A 17,955-nucleotide genomic window follows, 5' to 3' on the forward strand; every position below is an offset into this window, starting at 1 on the left:
CGCGGCGGGCATGATCAACAACCCCGAGACAGATCAGCCGAGAGCGGCGATCTTGACGGTCAGGCGGCTCTTGGCGCGCGCGGCCTTGTTCGGGTGGATGATGCGCTTGCGGGCGGCGCGATCCAGCAGCGAAGCGGCCTCGCGGAACGCAGGAGTCGCATCGGCGGCAGTGGTGGCGGCGCGCACCTTCTTGAGCGCGGTGCGCAGACGCGAACGGAACTGACGATTGCGCTCGGCGCGGACCTCGTTGGTCCGCATCCGCTTCTCGGCGGACTTGACGTTCGGCAAGGTTTCTCTCTCCAACTGAATCGGGGCCGCCCGGCACCGATGTTCGTTCCGGGACACAAAACAGGAAGCCGAATATTATCCGGTGGTCCGGGGATTGTCAACCCCGGGCGCACGCGCGTTTTGACATCCCCGTGAACCCTGTATTAGCTTGGCGGGATGGAATCATTCGATCTGCAAGCCGTCGTACTGGCGCTGCCCATTCTGCTGCTGTCTCTGACGGCGCACGAGTTCGGGCACGCGTGGGTCGCCCTCAAGCAGGGTGACGACACGGCATACATGCTGGGCCGGGTCACCATGAACCCGGCCGCCCACGTGGACTGGATCGGCACCATCCTCTTCCCGGCGATCGCCATTGGAAGCGGAATGCCGCTGCTGGGCTGGGCCAAGCCGGTGCCCACCAATCCCCGCAAGTTCCGCGACTACCGCCGGGGCGACATCCTGGTGAGCCTCGCCGGGGTGGCCGCCAACGCCGTCCTGGCCATCGTATTCGCCCTGGCGCTCTGGATTCTCAGCGCCGCGACGCGGTCGTCCGGCGCCGCGGTCCCCGACATGGCGGTGACCGCCGGACGGATGTTCTTTTACGGCATCTTCGCCAACGTCGGCCTCATCATCTTCAACCTGCTCCCCATTCCGCCGCTGGACGGATCGCGGGTGCTGTACCACTACCTGCCCGCGCGCGCCGCGGCCGAGTACCGCAAGCTGTACCAGTACGGCTTCATCATCCTGTGGATCCTGGTGCTGACCCGCGCCCTGCGGTTCATGGGCCCGGTCATCTGGGAGCCCACCCGGCTGCTGCTGCTGCCCGCCGCGGGAGCCAACATCGGCCTGATCCAGTCCGTCCTGCAGAGCCTTTGACCGACACGGCGGCGGTCCCCGATCCGTTCTCGGTGGATCTGGAGCGGTTTCACGGGCCGCTGGACCTGCTGCTGCACCTGATCCGCAACCAGGACGTCGACATCTTCGACATCCCCATTTCGCGGATCACCGAGCAGTTTCTGGCGGCCATCCGCAACGTGGACCGGCTGGAGCTGGAAAGGGCGGGGGAGTTTCTGGAACTGGCGGCCACGCTGGTGCGCATCAAGGCCCAGATGCTCTTTCCCCGCCGCGGCGACGACGAAGAGGCCGAGGACCCTCGTGCGGACCTGGTGCGCCGCCTGCTGGAGTACGAGCACTTTCGCGACGCCGCCCGGGTGATGGAGCGCGCTGAGCGCGAGCGGGCGCGCATGTACGGCCGCGGCTTCGTGGAGGCGCGCCCGGCGCCGCGCCTGGCGGACCTGCCGCTGCATACGGAGTGGGACGAGGTGTGGACGGCCATCCGCCTGCTGGGCGAACGGCTGAACGCGCCCGAGACGATTCACCACGTGCGCGGGCGCGAGGTGAAGATGGAAGACAAGATGCACGAGATCCTGGCGATGCTGGACCGCTCGCGCCGGGTGGAGTTCGCGGAGGTGGTGGCGCCGTGGGGCACGCGCATCCACGCCGTCGCCTCTCTCCTGGCCTGCCTGGAGCTGGCCAAGCGCAGCGTGGTGGAGGTGCGGCAGACGGCGCCCTTCGCGGCGCTGTGGATCTACCGCGCCAAGGCGGAGTCGCAGCCGTGATCCGCGCCAGCCGTGTGATCGAGGCGCTCCTCTTCGCCAGCGAATCCCCGCTCGCGCCCGCCGACCTGGCCCGCGCGGACGAGGAGCTGGACGAGGAGGGCGTGGAGGCCGCCATCGCCGAACTGCGCGCGGAGTACGACCGCGAGGGGCGCGCGTTCACCGTGTTCGAGGTGGGCGGCGGGTATCAGCTGCTGACGCGGCCGGAGTTTGCGCCCGTGCTGGAGCGCTTTGACAGCGTGCCCACGGCGCAGCGGCTGAGCGGGCCGGCGCTGGAAACGCTCGCCATTCTGGCCTACCGCCAGCCCGTGGGGCGCGCGGAGGTGGAGGAAATCCGCGGCGTGGGCGCGGGCGGCGTCCTCAAGACGCTGCAGGAACGGGGTTTGATCGAGGTCGTGGGCCGCGGCGAGGGGCTGGGACGCCCCCTGCTGTACGGCACGACACAATTTTTTCTGGAGCATTTCGGCTTCCGGAGCCTGGCGGACCTTCCGCGCTCCGAGGAGCTGCCCGTGGTGCTTGCGCGCCGCGAACCTATCGAGGATTCAAATGAAGCAGCCGGGATTCGTTAAGCGCGGGGAACCGCTTCGGCTTCAGACTTTTCTGGCCCGCTCGGGCGTGGCGTCGCGCCGCGCGGCCGAGGAGATGGTGGACCACGGCCGCGTGCGGGTGAACGGCAAGACCGTCACCGTGCAGGGAATGCGGATCACCGCCGGAGTGGACAAGGTGGACGTGGACGGGGTGGAGGTAAAGGTGGCGCCCACCACGTGGGTGGCGCTGCACAAGCCCACGGGATACGTCACCACGCGCACCGATCCGTACGACCGCCGCACCGTCTACGATCTGCTGCCGGAAAAGTACCACGGCCTCTTTCACGTGGGCCGGCTGGACCGCGACAGCGAAGGGCTGCTGCTGCTGACCAACGACGGCGACCTGGCCAACCGCTTTCTGCACCCGCGCTACGGCATCACCAAGGAGTACGACGTGATCGCGACGGGAAAGCCGTCCGATGCGACGCTGCGCCAGCTGGTGGAGGGCGTGGAGCTGGATGACGGGTCCATGGCGACGGCGGAGTCCGCGCGGCTCATCGGGCCGGCGGGCAACGGGCTGTCGCGGCTGAAGCTGGTGCTCAAGGAAGGCAAGAAGCGCGAGGTCCGGCGGATGCTGGAGGTCGTCGGGCACCCGGTCAAGCGCCTGGTGCGCCGCCGCTTCGGGCCCATCGAGCTCGGCGAACTGCCGGAGGGCAAGTGGCGCGTGCTGGCGCTGGAAGAGCTGTCGCACGTGCGCGACGAGCCCGCCCAGCCCCGCGTCCGTCCGGACGCCGAGCCGCGCAAGGTGAAGTCGTCCGGATCGCGTACCGAGGTCGTCGAAAGCCGTCCCAAGCGCGCCGCCGCCTCGGCGGACCGCAAGAGCACGCACGGCGCTTATTCCGACACGACCCGCAAGCGGACGGCGTCCGGGCCGGAAAAGCGTCCGTCCCGCGCGGCCGCTGCGGATGGCGAGAGGCGTCCGTCGCGTGCGGTGGGTGGAGAACGTCCCTCTCGTGCGGTGGATGCGGATCGTCCCGCGCGTTCCGCCGGTGCGGAGCGTCCCTCGCGCCCGTTGGATGCGGAAAAGCGTCCGCGATCGGTGGATGCGGACAGCCGTCCGGCGCGCGAAAAGCGTCCCGCGCGGCCGATGGATGCCGACAAGCGCCCCGCGCGTTCGCTGGATGACAAGCGTCCGTCGCGTTCGGCCGATGGCGAGAAGCGTCCGGCCCGCGCGCTGGCGGAGGGCGAAAAGCGTCCCCGCCGCGCCCCGGCGGATGGCGAGACGCGCACGAGCGGTGGCGGGGAGGGAACGCCCAAGCGCGGTGCCGCCAAGGGCCCCATCAAGCAGCGCCGCGGTCCGGGGACGGAGGACCGTTCGCCCCGGATCCCGGCGCCGCCCAAGCGCGTACCCCGCCGCCCGGACGTGGAGTGGGGCGACCTGGCGGAGTGGGACCGTCCGGAGCCGCCGCGCCGCGACTCGTTCGAGGAAGAGCGTCCTGCCCCCCGCGGCGCCGGCCCGCGCGGTCGCGACGATCGCGGCGCCAAGCCGGGGCGTGGTCCCGCGGGCGACGCCTCGCGTCCCCGCGGCGACGACCGCCCGTCCGCACCTCCGCGGGTGGGCCCGTCCGGTCCTGGCCGCTCCCGCAAGGCGGGAGACGGGGAGCGCTTTGCCCCGTCGCGTGGCGGCCCGCGCTCCGGCCCCGCGGGCGGACAGGATTCGTCCGACGAGCGCCCGTCGTGGCCGCCGGTTCGCGGCCGTCCCGCGGGCCGGGACGACACGGGCGATCGTGGTCCGCGGCCGCCCGCCCGTGGCGGCTTCCGTCCGGATGCGGGGGATGATCGTCCGCGCACGCCGCGTCCCCCCGTCGTGGAGGAGCGCGACGAGCTGGACGATTTCGGGACCCGTCCGCGCCGCTCGTCGGGTGCGGCGCGTGGCGGCAAGCGGATCGGGCTGCTGGACGACCGCGATCGTCCCAGCCGTTCGTCCGGCCCGTCGCGCGGAGGCCCGCGCCCGGGTGGATCGGACGGGGACGACCGTCCGCGTGGAGGGCGCCCGTCCGGCCCGCCGCGCGACGGCGGCGGAAAGCCGTCGGGGCCGCGCCCCGGCGGACGTCCCGGTGGCAAGCCGTCCGGCGGCCGGCCGGGCGGAAAGCCCGGCGGACGCCCGCCGCGCGGACGGTGATCCGCGGGCCCCGTCCGAAGCCGGGCGGGGCCGCCGGTCCTCCGCATCGTATCCATTCATCGAACGGACTGCATGGAAATCCAGGGTTCCCGGGTGATGATCCTGGGCGGTTCCGGGCTGGTGGGAATGGCCATTGCGCGCGACATCCTGCCGCTTCGCCCCGCCCAGATCGTGATCGCCGCGCTCACCGAGGCGGAGGTGCGCGAAGGGCTGGACGCGCTGCGCCCCATCGCCGGGGACGCGGAGCTGGTGGGGGAGTGGGGCAACCTGTTTACGCCATCCGCGCTGCGCCACGCCACGCGCGACACGGTGCTGGACGACGCGGAGGCGCGCGGAACCCTGCTGGACGCGCTCTTCGGCCCGCTCGGACCCGAGGCGGTGGAGCAGGACGCGCTCGGCGAGCTCATCCTTCGCCATCGCCCGGAGATCGTGGTCGACTGCGTCAACACGGCGACCGCTTTTGCCTATCAGAACGTCTTCAAGAGCGCCGCATCTCTCCGCGAAGCCGCCCGCCAGGGCCCGGTGGACGCGGAAACCATCGAAAAGCACCTCATCACCCTTACGCTTCCGCCGCTCATCCACCACATGTGGGTGGCGCTGAACGCCATGACCACCGTGGGTACGCGCGTCTACCTCAAGGTGGGCACCGCGGGCACGGGCGGCATGGGGCTCAACATCCCCTTTACGCACTCGGAAACGCGTCCTTCGCGGCAGCTTCTGGCCAAGTCGTCGGTCGCGGGCGCGCAGACGCTCCTCCTCTACCTGATGGCGCGCACGCCGGGCGCGCCGGCGGTCAAGGAGATCAAGCCGACCGCCGCCATCTCGTGGAAGGCCATCCGCGACGGCGATGTCATCTGGCGGGGCAAGCCCATCCAGCGGATCGATTCCGTCGCACCCGTGGCGGCAAGCGAGGCGTTCGGCGGTGCGGACCGGCTGGAGCGCAAGGAGTTCGGCCGTGACGTGATGTGGAAGGAAACCGGTGAGACGCTGACGGGCGTATACCTGGATTCGGGGGAGAACGGCCTGTTTTCGCCGGACGAATTCGAGGCGATCACCTCGCTGGGGCTGATGGAGTTCATCACCCCCGAGGAGATCGCGGTGGACGCCATCCGCGAAATCACCGGCCATCCCACCGGCCACGACGTGGTGGCCGCGCTGGATGCATCGACCAGCGGGCCCACGTACCGCGCCGGCGTGCTGCGCGAGACGGCGCTGCGCTACATGGATGAGCTGCAGGAGTCGCGCGGTACGCGCAGTGTCGGATTCGAGATGCTGGGACCGCCGCGCCTCACCAAGCTGCTGTACGAGGCGGAGATCCTGCGCCGCCTGTGCCGCGGGCTGGACGCCGCCTCCGCCATCGACCCGGACGCGTTCTCCCGCGCGGCGGAGGAGCTGATCGGTGACGACGCGGACCTGCGCACACGAATTCTTTCCAGCAAGCTGGCGGTCCTCCTTCCGGACGGCGAGCGCGTGCTCCGTGGCCGCAACGTGGAGGTGGAGCCCGCGGAAGGCGACACGCCCGCGCAGACGGCGCGCAACGGCTGGGTGGACCTGCGCGCGGAAAACTGGGCCGCGTGGCGCGAAAGGATTCGCGCCATCCTCGCCGATCTGGACGGCCGCACGGGTCCGGAGGGCGGCTCGCGGTGGGACGTGGAGCCGTGGCAGCAGTCGCGCACCATCCGCCCCGGCGCGCTGGCCGCGTGGATCTTTCGCTACGAAGACAAGGGAGAGCGCATCAAGCGCTGACACGCACGCACATGACCGCCGCCCAAACCTCCCCGTCACGCATGCTGGTGGACCTCGCCAAGGCGTTCGCGCTCAGCGAGTTCTATCCGCTTACCCATCCCACGCTTACGCAGGCGCTGCTGGCCTTGGGCGAAAGCCTGCTGGCCGGCGGCGAAACCGTGCTGGTGCGGCTGACGGCGGGCGGGGTGACGGTGGGCGGAGTGATGGGGCCGCGGTCGGCGCACGTGGACCGGCTGGCGCAGCGCCTGGGCGAGCACACGGTGGGATCGCTGACACTGCGCCACGACATCGGCAGCGAGTCGCTGGGACGCATGCTTTCCGCCATCGCCCTGCCGCCGCGCGTGGTGAAGGCGGCGGGCGGTCTGGGGGCCGCGCTGGCCGCCGCGGGTGCGTCGCGGATGGCGGTAGATGGATTGTGGGTGCAGCCCGCGGCGGCGATGGTGGCCGCGGGGAGCGCGCACGACCCCGATCGCGTGGAGGTGCCGGAGGACGGCGTCACGCTGTGGAGCGCGCACGACATGTACGAGCAGGTGCGCGAGTCCGCCGTGCGCGTGGAGAGCGAGGATACCGAGGAACTGCGCCGCCTGCTGCGCGAGGCCGCGTCGGATTCGCAGCGGCTGTCCGTGCTGAACCGGCTGGAGTTCCTGACGCAGTACCAGTTCTCGCGCGGGATGACGGACAACGGCATCGACCTCGTGCAGGACCTGCGGCGCGACGCCGAGGCGCTGCGCGGGCGCTCGCCGGTGACGCGCGGGATGATCATGCTGGCGATCCACCGCGTCTCTACCCGCGCGATGATCGACGAACTCGTCGCGCGGCTGGGCAAGGCGCGCAACGAGGAAGAGCGCGCATCGTTTCGCGCCACGCTGCTGCACATTGGCGCCGACACGGTGACGCCGCTCGTCCGCGCGCTGGTCGGCGCGACGGACCTGTCCGCCCGGCGCGCCTTTCGCGACGCGCTCGTCGCGCTGGACCAGGTGGGCGTGCCGCTGCTGGAGGAGATGGTGGGCGACGAGCGCTGGTTCGTGGTGCGCAACATGGTGGGGATTCTGGGCGAGATCCGCAGCGCGGACGCGGTGGAGCACTTCCGGCGGACCATCGAGCACTCCGATGCGCGCGTGCGGCGCGAAACGATCCTGGCGCTCGGCAAGGTGGGCGGCGAGGAATCCGTTCCGCTGCTGGCCAAGGGGCTGAACGACAAGGAAGCGAGCCTGCGGTCCGCCGCCGCGCTGGGGCTCGGCCTGACCAAGATGCCGACGGCGGTAACGCCGCTGCTGGCGCGGCTGGGGCAGGAGACGGACCTGGATTCGCAGCTGGAGATCATCCGCGCGCTGGGCCGCGTGGGCGACGCGCGCGCGGTTCCCGCGCTGACGGAAAGGGCGTCGGCGGGCGGCTTTTTTTCCCGCATTCCCGCGCCGATCCGCGTGGAGGCCATCCGCGCGCTGTCCGACATCGGCGGCGAGGCGGGCCGCGCCGTGCTGCAGAAGCTGCTGAAGGACCGCAACGATCAGGTGCGCGAGGCGGTGTTCACGGCGCTGTCGAGGGAATAGGGAATAGGGAATAGGAGTCGCGGGCTGCGCGGCACTGTTCTGGCTGATCTGCGCCGCCGCGCCCTGCCCGGGCCGCGGCGGCGGTTTCGTATCGCGCGGTATCGTGCGGAAACATCGTGCGCGCCGGGTGTATCCTCAGCGCAAGTGGATGGGGAGCATGCGGTTGCGGCTCTGGCGGAGGGGAATCGCAATTGGTCGAATCTGATTTGATTCAGGCCTGGAGATGGTCCGGATCCCGGCCCCCGTGAGCGGATAATCCGCCGCTGAAACAGCGCGAACCCCGGACACCGGCCGCTGGCGCGTCCGGTTCGGGGCTTCAACTGCATGGGCCCGGCGCGCAGCAAACCGAACCCGGCCCTCGCGCTGACGTCTCCCTTTCTCCCGCGGAGCGGGGGAGAGGGGGCCTCTCCGAACGCACGGTACTGTCGGCAACGGGATGAGTCGCAGTCCTCCCCTCTCCGTGCGGCAGTTTGCACGGGGAGGGGCCGGGGGAGGGGCCTCCCAGCCGGCCGCCGAGCCAGAATTTCTCGATACCCAAGCACTCCGGCCCGTCGCACTTCCGTTCCGCACTAACGCACCCAGCACTCACGCACTCCCGCACTTCCCGTGACCCAGCCGTCGCCGTACGCACCCCCGGGCTCGCCGCCCCGCGCCGAGTTCCTGGACCGCATCGTCCAGGAAGTGCACCGCCGCGTGGTGGGCCAGGATTACATGGTGGAGCGCCTGCTCATCGGGCTGCTCACAGGCGGCCACGTGCTCTGCGAAGGGCTTCCCGGCCTCGCCAAGACGCTCGCCGTCCGCACGCTGGCGGATACGGTGGATGCCTCGTTTCAGCGCATCCAGTTTACGCCGGACCTGCTCCCCGCAGACGTCGTGGGGACGACCATCTACAACCAGCGCACGGGCGAGTTCGTCCCGCACCGCGGCCCCATCTTCGCCCACATCGTCCTGGCGGATGAGGTGAACCGCGCGCCCGCCAAGGTGCAGGCCGCGCTGCTGGAGGCGATGCAGGAAAAGCAGGTGACCATCGGCGGCGAAACGTACGATCTGCCCAAGCCCTTCCTGGTGCTCGCCACGCAGAACCCGCTGGAGCAGGTGGGCACGTACGCGCTCCCCGAGGCGCAGGTTGACCGCTTCATGCTCAAGGTGCGCGTGGGCTATCCCACGCGGGAAGAGGAGCGCGAGATCATGCGCAGGATGTCCACCGGATCCGACATTCCCGTGCAGCCGGTCGCCACGCCCGCGGACATCCTGAGCGCGCGGGAGGCAATCTCCGGCCTGTACCTGGACGACCGCATCGCCGACTACATCCTGGACCTGGTCGCCGCCACGCGCGAGCCCAAGCGCTTCGGCGCGGCGGAGTTGGAGCCGCTGATCGAGTACGGCGCCTCGCCGCGCGCCACGCTTGCGCTGGCCGCCTGCTCCCGTGCGCACGCCTACCTGCGCGGCCGCTCCTACGTCGTCCCCGAAGACGTAAAGGCGATCGCCCCCGACGTTCTGCGCCACCGCGTGATCACCACGTACGAGGCCGAAGCGGAAGAAGTCAGTGCGGACGATGTCGTGCGGCGTGTGCTGCGCGCCGTGCGCGTCCCCTGATCCACCGCCGCATGCCCCTCTTTTCCCGCCGCCCGCGCGCGGAAGCCCCGCGCGCCGAGCCCCCGCCCGAACCCGCCACGCCCGGCGTCGCCGAGATCATGCGGCAGGTGCGGCGGGTGGACCTGCGCACGCGCGGGCTGGTGGCGTCGCAGTTCAGCGGCGAGTACCACTCGGTGTTCAAGGGGCAGGGGCTGGAGTTCGTGGAGGTGCGCGAGTACGTCCCCGGCGACGACGTGCGCACCATCGACTGGAACGTGTCCGCGCGCGCCGGAGCCACGTTCGTCAAGAAGTACGTGGAGGAGCGGGAACTGACCGTCCTCCTCGCAGTCGACCTCTCCGGATCGCAGCGGTTCGGCACGCGCGGGCGGTTCAAGAGCGAGATGGTGGCGGAGGTCGCGGCCACGCTCGCCATGTCGGCGGTGCGCAACAACGACCGCGTGGGGCTGCTCGTCTTTACCGACCGCATCGAGGCGTTCGTGCCGCCGCGAAAGGGACGGCGCCACGTGCTGCGCATCATCCGCGACCTGCTCGCGTTTCAGCCCGCAGGGACGGGGACGGATGTGGCCGCCGCGCTTCGCCACGCTTTTCGCGTCATGCGCGGGCGGTCCATTGTCTTTCTCATCTCCGATTTTCACCTGAACGGGGAGCAGGCAGCGTTCGATCACGCGCTGCGCTCCGCCGCCGTGCGCCATGACGTCATCCCCGTCGGGCTCGGCGATCCGGCGGACGCGCGCATTCCGGACGTGGGCGTGCTGCGGCTGGTGGATCCGGAAACGGGTGATTCGGTGATGGTGGATACGGGGGTGGAGCGTGTCCGCCTCGAGTTCGAGTCCGCCGCGCGGGACGAGCGCACCGCGGTCCGCAAAACATTCCGCCGCCTGGGATTGGACGAGATCGAACTGCGCACGGACCAGCCCATCTCCACCGCCGTCCTCTCCTTTTTCCGCCGCCGCGAGCGCCGCCTGCGCCAATGACGCGCGCCCGCTTCTGGTCGATCGCGCTCGCCACACTCCTTTCCTCACACGCCATCCACGGGCAGTCCGCGCCGCCGGTCGCGCGCGCGGACCGCGACACCGTGCTCGCAGGCGAGCCGTTCGAGGTGACGGTCGAGATTACGGGCGGGCCGCCGCTCGTCGCGCCGAGCATCGACTTTCCCGCCAGCGGCGGCGGATGGCAGGCGTCCGGCCCCGCCGTGCCCTCCGACTCGGCGGGCGTGCGGCGGCTCGCGGTGCCGATGGTGGCGTGGCTTCCCGGCCCGGCGCGCGAGATCCGCGCGGACGTCCGCTCCGGCGGGGAGGGCGCGGCGCCCGTCGCCGTCCGCATCCAGCTTCCCGCCGTCCGCGGCGTGCTGCCGCCGGACTCCGCGCGCCCGCAGCCCCGCGCGGCGCGCGGCATCGTCCCGCTCGCGCGGAGCGGTCCGCCGTGGCTGTGGATCGCGCTCGGTGCCGCGGCGGCGCTCCTCATCCTGCTCGCGGCGCTGTTCGTCCGGCGGCGGAAAGGGCGTGGGCGGACCAATCCCGCCAGCGCGCGGAAGGAAGCGCTGACCGAACTGGACCGATTGCGCGCGTCGGGGCGCATTGAATCCGGCGACCTGGAAGGCTTCTACGCCCGGCAGAGCGCGATCCTGCGCGACTTCGCCGCGTCCGCCGACCCGGAGTTGGGCGGCGACCTGACGACGCTGGAGTTGATCGACCTTCTCGGCGCGCGGGGCGATCCGTCATCCGCCGCCAGCGCCGCGGAGGTGCTGGGTGCGGCGGACCTGGCCAAGTTCGCGCGCCGCCCGCCCTCCGCCGACCGCGCGTTGCGCGACTGGACCGCGGCGCGGGAGTGGGTGCAGTCGTTTCGCGTCACGGCCGAGCCGGAGGACGACGCGGAATGAGGTTCCAGTTCGCCCATCCTTGGGCGCTCCTGCTGCTTCTTCTGGTCCCCGCGTGGCTGGCGTGGATCCACCGCGTAACCCCTGCGGCGCTGCGGTTTGCGCGGACGGGTGCGCTGCGCGACGCGGCGCGCGGGCGGGGAGGCGTTCTCGGATCTCTTCCCGACGCCATGCGTGCGGGCGCGTTCGCCTGGCTGGTGCTCGCCCTGGCCGGCCCGCGCACGGGGGCGTCCGTGCAGGAGCGGAGTTCCGAAGGCATCGCCATCGTCGTCGCCCTGGACGCGTCGCCCTCCATGCTCACGGCGGACATGCGGCCCCGCAACCGGCTGGAAGCCGCGAAGCAGACCGTTTTCGCCTTCGTCCGTGCGCGGGAGAACGACCGCATCGGCCTGGTGGCGTTCGGCGGCGACGCCATGACGCGCGTGCCGCTCACGACGGATTACGCGGCCCTGCTGGAGGCGCTGGACGGGCTGCGCGGGGGCGAATTGAACGACGGGACGGCGATCGGGGACGGGATTGCGGCGGCGGCCAACCGGCTGCGGCGCGCGCCGGAAAAGTCGCGCGTCATCATCCTGATGAGCGACGGGATGAACAACCGCGGCGCGCTGGATCCGCGCGCTTCGGCCCGCGCGGCGGCGGCGCTGGGCATCCGCGTCTACACCATCGGCGTGGGGACGGACACCACGGCGCCGCGGGCGGTGGCGCGCGCCGGCTCGGGCGTGCGGTACGCGGACGGCCCCGTGTCCATCGACGAACGTTTGATGACAGACGTGGCACGGCAGACGGGCGGCCGCTACTTCCGGGCGCGGGACACGCGCGCACTGTCCGCCATCTACGCGGAGATCGACGGGCTGGAGCGCACGCCCGTCCGTGTGCGCCGCTACCTGCGCCACACGGAGTGGTATCTGCCGCTGCTGCTGGCGGGCGCCGTGCTCCTGCTGCTGGAATGGCTGTTCCGCGCGACGCGGTGGGGGCGGGTGCCATGATCCGCTGGGCAGACCATTCGCTGCTGCACCTGATTGCGCTCTTTCCCGCCATCCTCGGCATTGCCATGCTGCTCTGGTGGCGGCGCAGGCGGGACGTGGCGGACGCGCTGGGCGATCGCGCACTCGTCCGACGGCTGACGGGAACCGATCTGCACGCCTTTCCGTGGAGGCGCGCCGCGCTGCTCGTCCCTGCGGCGGCGCTGCTGGGGACCGCCGCCGCCGGCCCGCGCTGGGGCACAGCGCGCGAGGCGGACGTGCCGCGCCGGGGCGACGTGGTGCTGGTGCTGGATGCGTCCAACTCCATGCTGGTGCAGGACGTTGCGCCCAACCGGCTGGAGCGCGAGCGGGAGATGGCGCGGGCGCTGGTGGCGCGACTGGGCGGATCGCGCGTGGGCGTGGTTGCCTTTGCCGGGAGCGCGCAGCCGCTGACGCCACTGACGGACGACTTCGGCGCGGTGAACTTGTATCTGGACGCGCTGGGGCCGGACGTGGTGCAGCAGGACGGCTCGTCGCTGTACGCCGCGCTGCGCAGCGCGGTGAACCTGCTGGACGTTCCGGTGGCGGGAACCGAGGCGCGGCCGGGCTCCATCATCGTCGTGTCCGACGGGGAGGCGCTGGAGCCCATGAGCATGGTGCAGCTCGCGCTGGAGCAGGCGGTGCAGCGGCGCATCGCGGTGCACACCATCGGGATCGGCACGGCGGCGGGCGGGCCGGTGCCGGACGTGGATCCCGCGACGGGGCGGAGGCGCGGCTTCAAGAAGGACCCGGAAACCGGGGAAGAAGCCGTATCGCGGATGGCGGAATCCGTGCTGGCCGACATCGCGCAGGCGACGGGCGGGACCTTTCACGCCAACCCCGATACGCGGGCGACCGAGCAGCTGGCCGCAGTGGCATCATCGGGCGGGGCGGGAAAGGGACGGGGCGCCACGTACGCGGACAATCGCTACGAATGGTTCCTGGGACTGGCGCTGGTGCTGATCGCGCTGGACGCACTGCTGGACCACGCGCGTCCGCAAAGGAAGGATCGATGAGAGGGATGATGATCGCGGCGCTGGCCGCCGGGTTGGTCGGCGGGGGCGTGCTGGCGGAGGCGGAGCGGGCGTACGGGCGCGGCGACTACGCGGCGGCCGCGGCGGCGTACGCGCGCGCGGTGGCGGCTGGCGATACATCCGCGGCGGTGAGGTACAATCTGGGGACCTCGCTGCTGCGGCTGGGGCGGTACGACGAGGCACGGCCGCATCTGGAGGCCGCGGCGCGCGGCGGACGGATCGCGGGTCGCGCGGCGTACAACGCGGGGAACACGGATCTGGTGCCCGCCGCGGCGGGAAAGGCGCCTGCGGAGCAGCGCGAGCCGGCGCTGCGGCGAGCGGTCACTCGCTATCGGCAGGCGCTGCTGCACGATCCGGCGGACGCGGACGCGCGGTGGAATCTGGAACTGGCGCAGCGGCTGCTGGATGCGGAGCGGAAGAAGGGCGGGGGAGGGGGCGGCGGCGGATCGCCGAAGCCGGATCCCGACCCGGACAGCGGTGGCGGGAAAGCGCCGGCTCCGGCCAATCCGCCGCCGTCTTCGCCCGGCCCCGGCGGCCCGGGCGGAATGACGCCGGAGCAGGCGGAGCAGGTGCTGGACGGCGCGGCGCGGCGCGAGCAGCAGGTGCAGCGCCGCGAGCTGAAGCGCGACGCCCAGACCCCCGCCGGCGTGCGCGACTGGTGATGCGCGGACCGTCGTCCGCGGGAAGACGAACGCGATCAGGCGGTTGATGGGGAAGAGGACGCGCGGCGCGGGTGCGGTGTGCCTCGGAAGGTTGGCTCGTGCGGAAAGCAGATCCTTCGTCGGCGCCGGGCTGTGAGCGCGCGGACGCTCTCGTGACCGCCTCCTCAGGATGACATGGCTTGAAGGCTGTAAGTAATTGGGGGACAACAACATGTAATCTTGAGGAGGCGCCGGAGGCACCTGCTCTCGCCTCATAGTCTGGGGCCGACGAAGGGTCCGCTTCCCGCGCGAGAACGGGCGTGCCTGTCGCGACGTTGGCTCGGCGGATGGTAGATCCTTCGGTCGCGCATGGTCTTGGCGGGCAGGAGAAAGCGGCGCACGCTCCCTCAGGATGACGCCTCTCGGCGCCTGGTTTGCGCACCCAAGGTCCGGCGCGCACCTTCCTTTCGTACTTTCGTACTTTCGTACTCACGCACCGCACTAACGCACTCACGCACCCAGCACTCACGCACTTCCCCGGTTGACAAACTCCCCCGCACCCCGTAGTTTCCCCGACGAGAAATGCAGGAAAGCGGAAACCGGCAGGTTTCCCACCTTTCGGCTCAGCGCCCCAGGGCGCTTCGATGCTGCCAGGTCCGCGTGATGCGCGACGCACGATCCGGCCTTGTCAAAAGGCGCGGCGGCGTTGGCGCATGGACGGATCTGAATGGTTTCAGATCCGTCTTTTTGTTTTGCACCTGATCCCGGAGAGCGGCGTATCAACGAGAAGACGCGTGTGAACCGGCAGATCCGCATCAGCCCCGTCCGGGTGATCAGCCCCGACAGTGAGCAGCTGGGGATTCTGCCGATCGAACGGGCGCTGGAGATCGCGGAGGAACTGGGCCTGGACCTGGTGGAAGTCGCACCGCTGGCCCGTCCGCCGGTCTGCCGCATCATGGACTACGGCAAGTTCAAGTACGAGGAGCAGCGTCAGGCGCGCGATGCGCGCAAGAAGCAGCACCACGTGCAGCTCAAGGAAGTCAAGATGCGCCCGGCGATCGAGGATCACGACTTCGAGTTCAAGGTGCGCCACGCCCGCAAGTTCCTTGAAGAGGGGAACAAGGTCAAGCTGACCATGATGTTCCGCGGGCGTCAGATGGCTCACCCGGAGTTCGGGCGCCAGGTGCTGGACCGGGTGTTCCAGGAGCTGCAGGACATGAGCAAGGTGGAAGCCCACCCCATGCTCGAGGGCCGCAGCATGATCATGGTACTGGCCCCCCTGGCCAAGCCGCAGGCCGCTCCGGCGCCGCGTGGCGACAAGGGAACCGACGAGGCGGCAGCGCCCGCACCGGCCGCTCCGGCGCCGGCCAGGCCCGCGCCTCCGGCCGCCAGTCAGCAGCCGAGCAGCTAACCAAACCGCCCTTCACGGCGGACGACGAGGAAGTTCAATGCCCAAGATGAAGAGCCACCGCGGTGCCGCGAAGCGCTTCAAGGTCACGGCCAAGGGCCGGGTGAAGCGTGGCAGCGCGTACCACAGCCACATCCTGACCAAGAAGTCGCCGAAGCGGAAGCGGAACCTGCGCGGCACCACCATGCTGGCCCATGCCGACGAGAAGCGCGTAAAGCGCCTTCTTGCCTCCTGAGCCGCCCACGCACCCGACTTTCGTAACCCGGAAGGGATGAGGATATGCCCCGCGTAAAAACCAACGTCGCCCGCCTCAAGCGGAAGAACCAGATCCTTGAGCACGCCAAGGGGTATTTTGGCCGCCGCAAGAATCTGTACAAGACCGCCAAGGAGGCCGTGGAGCGCGCGCGCAAGTACGCGTACCGCGACCGCAAGAACCGCAAGCGCGAGTTCCGCCGCCTGTGGATCATCCGCATCAACGCGGCCGCGCGCATGAACGACATGTCGTACTCGCGCTTCATCGACGGCCTGAACAAGGCCGGCATTCAGATCGACCGCAAGTCGCTCGCCGACATCGCGGTCCGCGATCCGAACGCCTTTGCCCAGCTCGCCACCGCCGCCAAGACGGCCCAGAGCTGAGCAGGTCTGCTCGACTGTCCGTACAAGCGGCGCCGGAACGTTCCGGCGCCGCTTTTTCGTCGCTCCGGGGGTAGCCAAACCCGTCCCGGATCGCTCAATTGCGGAGCCGTTCCGCATCCACCCCGGTCACCGCAGCTGATGCGTACTCCCGTCCTCCTTGGCGCCTGCGCCCTGCTCGCCGGCGGCTGCATCGCGGACGACGGCTCCGGGGCGGTCTACGCGCCCGAGCGCGTGATCTGGGTGCGGGGAGCCGGGTATCGGCACGAGGTGTTCCTGTCCCGGTCGCCGGTGCTGGTTCCCGCCTTCGCGGGGGAGGGCGGCACGTGCGAGCACTATCCCCAAGGCTCCGGCGACATGAAGGTCACGCTGCCGGCCCCGGAGAACGGCGAGCGTGTCGTCTTTCTGAGGACTGGGGTCCACGGCCTGGATGCCTTCACCGAGATGCGGCGAGCGCCCAACCAGGACCTGACCATGATCACCATCCTCCCGCAAGAAAGAACGGGGACGGTCGTCTCGAAGTCCCTGCGGTTCGGCGACACGACGGTGGTGGGCGTCGGCACGGCGGAGGAGGTGATGGAAAGCGAGGCGCTGGGCCATCCGCGCCAGCTGATTGAACGGATCCTGGCCCTCTGCGGCCAGGCATGGAAGTGAACCACACGAGTGACGGGGCCATGATCGTCGACGAGTTGATCGCCCAGCTTCAGGAGCTGCAGGGGCAGGGCAGTGAAGCGGTGGCCGCGGCGGGGAACGCCGAGGCGCTGGACGCGCTCCGCATCGAGTACCTGGGCCGCAAGGGCCGGCTTACGGGCATCCTGCGCCGCCTGGGCGAGCTGGGCGCCGACGAGCGCCCCCGCGTGGGCGCCGAAGCCAATCGCGTAAAGGACGCGCTCAGCACGCTGCTGGACGAGCGCGCCGCCGCGTACGCCGTCGCCGCCGACACGGGCCCGCGGGTGGATCTGAGCCTTCCCGGCCGCGCGCGGTGGACGGGGCAGGTGCACCCGGTGACGCTGGTGATCGACGAGATCTGCGAGATCTTTCGCGACCTGGGCTTCAGCCGCGTGGCGGGCCCGGAAATGGAGACGCAGACCTACAACTTCAGCAAGCTGAACATTCCGCTGGACCATCCGGCCGCGGACATGCACGACAGCTTCTACCTGACGGACGAGGTGCTGCTGCGGACTCATACGTCTCCCGTGCAGGCGCGGGTGATGGAGCAGTTCGCGCCGCCCATCCGCGTGGTCGTCCCCGGCACGGTTTATCGCCGCGACCCGTTCGACGCCAGCCACGCCCCCGCCTTCGAGCAGGTGGAAGGCCTCGCGGTGGATGAAGGCATCACCTTCGCCGACTTCAAGGCGACCATCAGCGCGTTCGTGCGCCGCTTCTTTGGCAACGACGCCAAGACGCGCTTCCGCCCCTCGTACTTCCCCTTCACCGAGCCGTCGGCGGAGGTGGACGTGAGCTGCCAAATCTGCGGCGGCCGCGGGTGCAGCGCGTGCAAGCACACGGGGTGGATGGAGATCATGGGCGCCGGGATGGTGCACCCCAACGTGTTCGAGGCCGCCGGCTACGATCCGGAGCGCTACACCGGCTACGCGTTCGGCATGGGTCCGGGCCGCATCGCCATGCAGCGCTACGGGATTCCCGACATCCGGCTGCTGTACGAGAGCGACATGCGGTTTCTGGGGCAGTTCTAACGGCAGGGAATAGGGAATAGGGAATAGGGAATAGGGGGAACGGCTCCCCGCCCGAAGCCTTGTTCCCGGTTCCCGGGCTTCGGATCGTCAATCGAGCAAACAACGGAAACAGGGCAGGGCGCGGACACTGATCCGTTTGTCAGTTCCTATTCCCTATTCCCTACTCCCTATTCCCTGTCAG

18 protein-coding genes are annotated in these 17,955 nt (G+C 70.4%); 17 read left to right on the plus strand and 1 reads right to left on the minus strand.

All coding sequences use genetic code 11. The features are described 5' to 3' along the window. Window positions 1–33: 33 nt before the first annotated feature. Entirely contained in the window at window positions 34–288 is a 255-nt protein-coding gene (gene rpsT, locus HNQ61_RS05640) for a 30S ribosomal protein S20 (protein WP_170037429.1), read from the minus strand. A gap of 156 nt (window positions 289–444) precedes the next feature. Between rpsT and HNQ61_RS05645 the strand changes: the two genes are divergently transcribed. From HNQ61_RS05645 to pheS, 17 genes are all read left to right on the plus strand, one after another. Continuing rightward, a complete protein-coding gene (locus HNQ61_RS05645; RefSeq protein ID WP_170037426.1) occupies window positions 445–1,143 on the plus strand; it encodes a site-2 protease family protein in 699 nt (232 codons plus the stop codon). Then, window positions 1,140–1,886, plus strand: coding sequence for a segregation and condensation protein A (locus HNQ61_RS05650; protein WP_170037423.1), 747 nt, complete (start codon window positions 1,140–1,142; stop codon window positions 1,884–1,886). Before HNQ61_RS05645 ends, HNQ61_RS05650 begins: the two co-directional genes overlap by 4 nt. Further along, window positions 1,883–2,452, plus strand: a complete 570-nt coding sequence (scpB, locus tag HNQ61_RS05655) for an SMC-Scp complex subunit ScpB (protein ID WP_170037420.1) — start codon at window positions 1,883–1,885, stop codon at window positions 2,450–2,452. Before HNQ61_RS05650 ends, scpB begins: the two co-directional genes overlap by 4 nt. Beyond that, on the plus strand, window positions 2,430–4,592 hold the full coding sequence (locus tag HNQ61_RS05660; RefSeq protein ID WP_170037417.1) for a pseudouridine synthase: 2,163 nt from the start codon (window positions 2,430–2,432) through the stop codon (window positions 4,590–4,592). Before scpB ends, HNQ61_RS05660 begins: the two co-directional genes overlap by 23 nt. A gap of 72 nt (window positions 4,593–4,664) precedes the next feature. After that, window positions 4,665–6,338 (plus strand): short-chain dehydrogenase, encoded by a 1,674-nt coding sequence (locus HNQ61_RS05665; protein ID WP_170037414.1) that lies wholly within the window; start codon window positions 4,665–4,667, stop codon window positions 6,336–6,338. 11 nt (window positions 6,339–6,349) lie between these two features. After that, a complete protein-coding gene (locus tag HNQ61_RS05670; RefSeq protein ID WP_170037411.1) occupies window positions 6,350–7,888 on the plus strand; it encodes a HEAT repeat domain-containing protein in 1,539 nt (512 codons plus the stop codon). A gap of 606 nt (window positions 7,889–8,494) precedes the next feature. After that, window positions 8,495–9,484 carry an AAA family ATPase gene (locus HNQ61_RS05675; protein ID WP_221239658.1) on the plus strand — a complete coding sequence of 330 codons (990 nt, stop codon included), beginning with the start codon at window positions 8,495–8,497 and terminating at the stop codon, window positions 9,482–9,484. An 11-nt stretch (window positions 9,485–9,495) separates the two neighbouring features. Then, complete coding sequence (locus HNQ61_RS05680) at window positions 9,496–10,458, plus strand: DUF58 domain-containing protein (RefSeq protein ID WP_170037409.1); 963 nt, start codon at window positions 9,496–9,498, stop codon at window positions 10,456–10,458. Next, window positions 10,455–11,363, plus strand: a complete 909-nt coding sequence (locus HNQ61_RS05685; RefSeq protein ID WP_170037407.1) for a DUF4381 family protein — start codon at window positions 10,455–10,457, stop codon at window positions 11,361–11,363. The genes HNQ61_RS05680 and HNQ61_RS05685 overlap by 4 nt, the downstream gene beginning before the upstream one ends. Beyond that, on the plus strand, window positions 11,360–12,346 hold the full coding sequence (locus HNQ61_RS05690; protein ID WP_170037405.1) for a VWA domain-containing protein: 987 nt from the start codon (window positions 11,360–11,362) through the stop codon (window positions 12,344–12,346). The genes HNQ61_RS05685 and HNQ61_RS05690 overlap by 4 nt, the downstream gene beginning before the upstream one ends. Further along, window positions 12,307–13,377 carry a vWA domain-containing protein gene (locus HNQ61_RS05695; RefSeq protein ID WP_170037403.1) on the plus strand — a complete coding sequence of 357 codons (1,071 nt, stop codon included), beginning with the start codon at window positions 12,307–12,309 and terminating at the stop codon, window positions 13,375–13,377. Before HNQ61_RS05690 ends, HNQ61_RS05695 begins: the two co-directional genes overlap by 40 nt. Further along, window positions 13,374–14,057, plus strand: a complete 684-nt coding sequence (locus tag HNQ61_RS05700) for a tetratricopeptide repeat protein (protein WP_170037401.1) — start codon at window positions 13,374–13,376, stop codon at window positions 14,055–14,057. Before HNQ61_RS05695 ends, HNQ61_RS05700 begins: the two co-directional genes overlap by 4 nt. A gap of 775 nt (window positions 14,058–14,832) precedes the next feature. Beyond that, window positions 14,833–15,447, plus strand: a complete 615-nt coding sequence (infC, locus tag HNQ61_RS05705; protein ID WP_338088079.1) for a translation initiation factor IF-3 — start codon at window positions 14,833–14,835, stop codon at window positions 15,445–15,447. A 37-nt stretch (window positions 15,448–15,484) separates the two neighbouring features. After that, a complete protein-coding gene (gene rpmI / locus HNQ61_RS05710; RefSeq protein ID WP_170037397.1) occupies window positions 15,485–15,679 on the plus strand; it encodes a 50S ribosomal protein L35 in 195 nt (64 codons plus the stop codon). A gap of 44 nt (window positions 15,680–15,723) precedes the next feature. Then, window positions 15,724–16,080: a 50S ribosomal protein L20 gene (rplT, locus tag HNQ61_RS05715; protein ID WP_170037396.1), complete on the plus strand. Its 357-nt coding sequence runs from the start codon at window positions 15,724–15,726 to the stop codon at window positions 16,078–16,080. A gap of 138 nt (window positions 16,081–16,218) precedes the next feature. Continuing rightward, complete coding sequence (locus HNQ61_RS05720) at window positions 16,219–16,731, plus strand: hypothetical protein (protein WP_183685536.1); 513 nt, start codon at window positions 16,219–16,221, stop codon at window positions 16,729–16,731. Window positions 16,732–16,751: 20 nt separating this feature from the next. After that, window positions 16,752–17,774 (plus strand): phenylalanine--tRNA ligase subunit alpha, encoded by a 1,023-nt coding sequence (gene pheS / locus HNQ61_RS05725; RefSeq protein ID WP_205762273.1) that lies wholly within the window; start codon window positions 16,752–16,754, stop codon window positions 17,772–17,774. Window positions 17,775–17,955 lie beyond the last annotated feature (181 nt).

Source organism: Longimicrobium terrae, assembly GCF_014202995.1.
Taxonomy (GTDB): domain Bacteria; phylum Gemmatimonadota; class Gemmatimonadetes; order Longimicrobiales; family Longimicrobiaceae; genus Longimicrobium; species Longimicrobium terrae.

Bases quoted from the DNA above. Each gene is read 5' to 3' on its own strand.
- HNQ61_RS05645 (WP_170037426.1), top strand. From the start codon at position 445: ATGGAATCATTCGATCTGCAAGCCGTCGTACTGGCGCTGCCCATTCTG.
- HNQ61_RS05720 (WP_183685536.1), top strand. From the start codon at position 16,219: ATGCGTACTCCCGTCCTCCTTGGCGCCTGCGCCCTGCTCGCCGGCGGC.
- HNQ61_RS05665 (WP_170037414.1), top strand. From the start codon at position 4,665: ATGGAAATCCAGGGTTCCCGGGTGATGATCCTGGGCGGTTCCGGGCTG.
- HNQ61_RS05690 (WP_170037405.1), top strand. From the start codon at position 11,360: ATGAGGTTCCAGTTCGCCCATCCTTGGGCGCTCCTGCTGCTTCTTCTG.
- rplT (WP_170037396.1), top strand. From the start codon at position 15,724: ATGCCCCGCGTAAAAACCAACGTCGCCCGCCTCAAGCGGAAGAACCAG.
- HNQ61_RS05695 (WP_170037403.1), top strand. From the start codon at position 12,307: ATGGCTGTTCCGCGCGACGCGGTGGGGGCGGGTGCCATGATCCGCTGG.
- HNQ61_RS05680 (WP_170037409.1), top strand. From the start codon at position 9,496: ATGCCCCTCTTTTCCCGCCGCCCGCGCGCGGAAGCCCCGCGCGCCGAG.
- HNQ61_RS05700 (WP_170037401.1), top strand. From the start codon at position 13,374: ATGAGAGGGATGATGATCGCGGCGCTGGCCGCCGGGTTGGTCGGCGGG.
- rpmI (WP_170037397.1), top strand. From the start codon at position 15,485: ATGCCCAAGATGAAGAGCCACCGCGGTGCCGCGAAGCGCTTCAAGGTC.
- HNQ61_RS05660 (WP_170037417.1), top strand. From the start codon at position 2,430: ATGAAGCAGCCGGGATTCGTTAAGCGCGGGGAACCGCTTCGGCTTCAG.
- HNQ61_RS05685 (WP_170037407.1), top strand. From the start codon at position 10,455: ATGACGCGCGCCCGCTTCTGGTCGATCGCGCTCGCCACACTCCTTTCC.
- HNQ61_RS05670 (WP_170037411.1), top strand. From the start codon at position 6,350: ATGACCGCCGCCCAAACCTCCCCGTCACGCATGCTGGTGGACCTCGCC.
- pheS (WP_205762273.1), top strand. From the start codon at position 16,752: ATGATCGTCGACGAGTTGATCGCCCAGCTTCAGGAGCTGCAGGGGCAG.